This window comes from Xanthomonas sp. 3075, from assembly GCF_014197275.1.
Classification (GTDB): Bacteria; Pseudomonadota; Gammaproteobacteria; order Xanthomonadales; family Xanthomonadaceae; genus Xanthomonas; species Xanthomonas campestris_B.
Genome location: NZ_JACIFI010000049.1, coordinates 1 through 1,893 on the forward strand (window position 1 = coordinate 1; position 1,893 = coordinate 1,893).

Below are 1,893 nucleotides of genomic sequence, written 5' to 3' on the forward strand. Positions count from 1 at the left end.
CCGTTGCTGGTTGCGGTAAGTTTGGTACTTCGCCTTGGTACGTCGTTCCTGCGCTGCGCTCGGTGCAGTTGGCTTCGGTGGCATCACGCGCCGCTGCATCGCTGGGCAAGCTCCATCCCGCAAGCTGTGGCACACTCGGTCCAGGCGGCAGTGCTGGGGAGCATGGTTGCACCATCCAACCTTCGCGGCCACTCACTGCCTAACAACTCATTCAAGCCGAAGTTGCTTCGCAACTCGGCTTAATTCAAGCGTTAGGCCGTGGTGGAGCAAATGCGTTGGTGGTTGCCGCTTCGTTGGGTTCGCAGGCATGCATGCGGTTGGCTCCGGACAGCAGTCATCACCGTTGCTTATTGCGGTAAGTTCGGTGCTTCGCCTTGGCACGTCGTTCCCGCGCTGCGCTCGGTGCAGTTGGCTTCGGTGGGATCACGCGCCACTGCATCGCTGGGCAAGCTCCATCCCGCAAGCTGTGGCAAACTCGGTCCAGGCGGTAGTGCTGGGGAGCATGGTTGCACCATCCAACCTTCGCGGCCACTCACTGCCTAACAACTCATTCAAGCCGAAGTTGCTTCGCAACTCGGCTTAATTCAAGCGTTAGCGCCCACCGCGAGATCCCCGAGACGTGCAAAGCGAACGACCCGCCGGCGTACCTGCCGGGACCATCCAGATCGACCCTGAGCGGGGCTTCGGTCCTCATCTTTCGGATGCATTTCTCGACATGTATGGCGAGGACTCGGTCTTTGTAACTGCTGCCGTAGATCTGCTCACCTGGCAATTCGTCGCCGTCCTTATCAAGGCTGAGAAGCTCGCGGCGGACTTTGTGGCAGTGCACTACGGCCCCCCAGAGATGCGGAATGCCTTGGACGCCTTTCTCAAGGTCCTTTCTGGTCGTGGTTTAGAAAAGCCTCATACTTTGCTCATGCGGTCGGCTACAGGGCATGAGCAGCCGCAGGCGTTTCAGGCCGCTGCCGTCGCCCTGCTGGGATACGCTGTGGTGACGCGCTGGCTGCAGCTGCTGGAGCAACAGGACTATGCTGGCATGACCCTGCTCTTGGCCGTGCAGTAGGTGGGCGCTAACAATTCATTCAAGCCGACGCCGCTTCGCGACGCGGCTTAATTCAGGCGTTAGACCCGCTGGGAGACTCCACATGTCGTTGACACTTCTCTTGCGTACCAGTGACCTGAAAGAGACCCGCAAATTCTATGAGTCGGTGCTGGGCTTCGATGCCTTCGATACTGCAGAGGGCACTCTGACCGTTGAAAAACAAGGTGGCAGGCTCATCTTCACCGAGCTTTTTGGCGCCCCTGACGGCTTCTCCGGCACCATCTACTTCACGGTTCCGGACGCAGATCGCTACTTCACATCCATCGAAGGAAAAGTTGATGTGTCTTGGCCAATCCAAGACATGTCGTATGGATCTAGAGAGTTCGGCATCAAGGACTGCAATGGCTACCATTTGGCTTTCCAGCAGCAGTTCTAACAATTCGCTCAAGCCGAACCCGCTTCGCGGGTCGGCTTAGCTCAGGCGTTAGGCAGTGGTGGAGCAAACACGTTGGTGGATCCGGCTTCGGTGCATTGACTGGGATGCATGCGGTCGGCTCCGGGCGGTAGTCATCACCGTTGCGGGGCGTGGCAAGTTCAGTGCTTCGCCCTCGTAAGTCACTTCCGCGCTGCGCTCGTTGCATTGTCTTCGGCAGCAGCCCGCACCGGGGCGTCGCTGGGCAAGCTCCATCCCGCAAGCTGTGGCACACTCGGTCCAGGCGGCAGTGCTGCGGAGCTTGGTTGCATCATCCAACCTTTGCGGCCACTCACTGCCTAACAACTCATTCAAGCCGAAGTTGCTTCGCAACTCGGCTTAATTCAAGCGTTAGGCCGTGGTGGAGCAAATGCGTTGG

At 58.7% G+C, this 1,893-nt stretch carries 3 protein-coding genes; 2 read left to right on the forward strand and 1 reads right to left on the reverse strand.

Going from position 1 to position 1,893, the window contains the following annotated elements:
- A partial coding sequence (locus GGR62_RS21495) for a xanthomonadin biosynthesis protein (protein ID WP_326520286.1) occupies positions 1-175 on the reverse strand: 175 nt, incomplete at its 3' end.
- Positions 176-619: 444 nt separating this feature from the next.
- On the opposite strand from GGR62_RS21495, the gene GGR62_RS20840 reads away from it, so the two are divergent.
- Positions 620-1,063 (forward strand): hypothetical protein, encoded by a 444-nt coding sequence (locus tag GGR62_RS20840; RefSeq protein WP_184409716.1) that lies wholly within the window; start codon positions 620-622, stop codon positions 1,061-1,063.
- 82 nt (positions 1,064-1,145) lie between these two features.
- Positions 1,146-1,478, forward strand: a complete 333-nt coding sequence (locus GGR62_RS20845) for a VOC family protein (protein WP_184409717.1) — start codon at positions 1,146-1,148, stop codon at positions 1,476-1,478.
- The last annotated feature ends 415 nt before the right edge of the window (positions 1,479-1,893 follow it).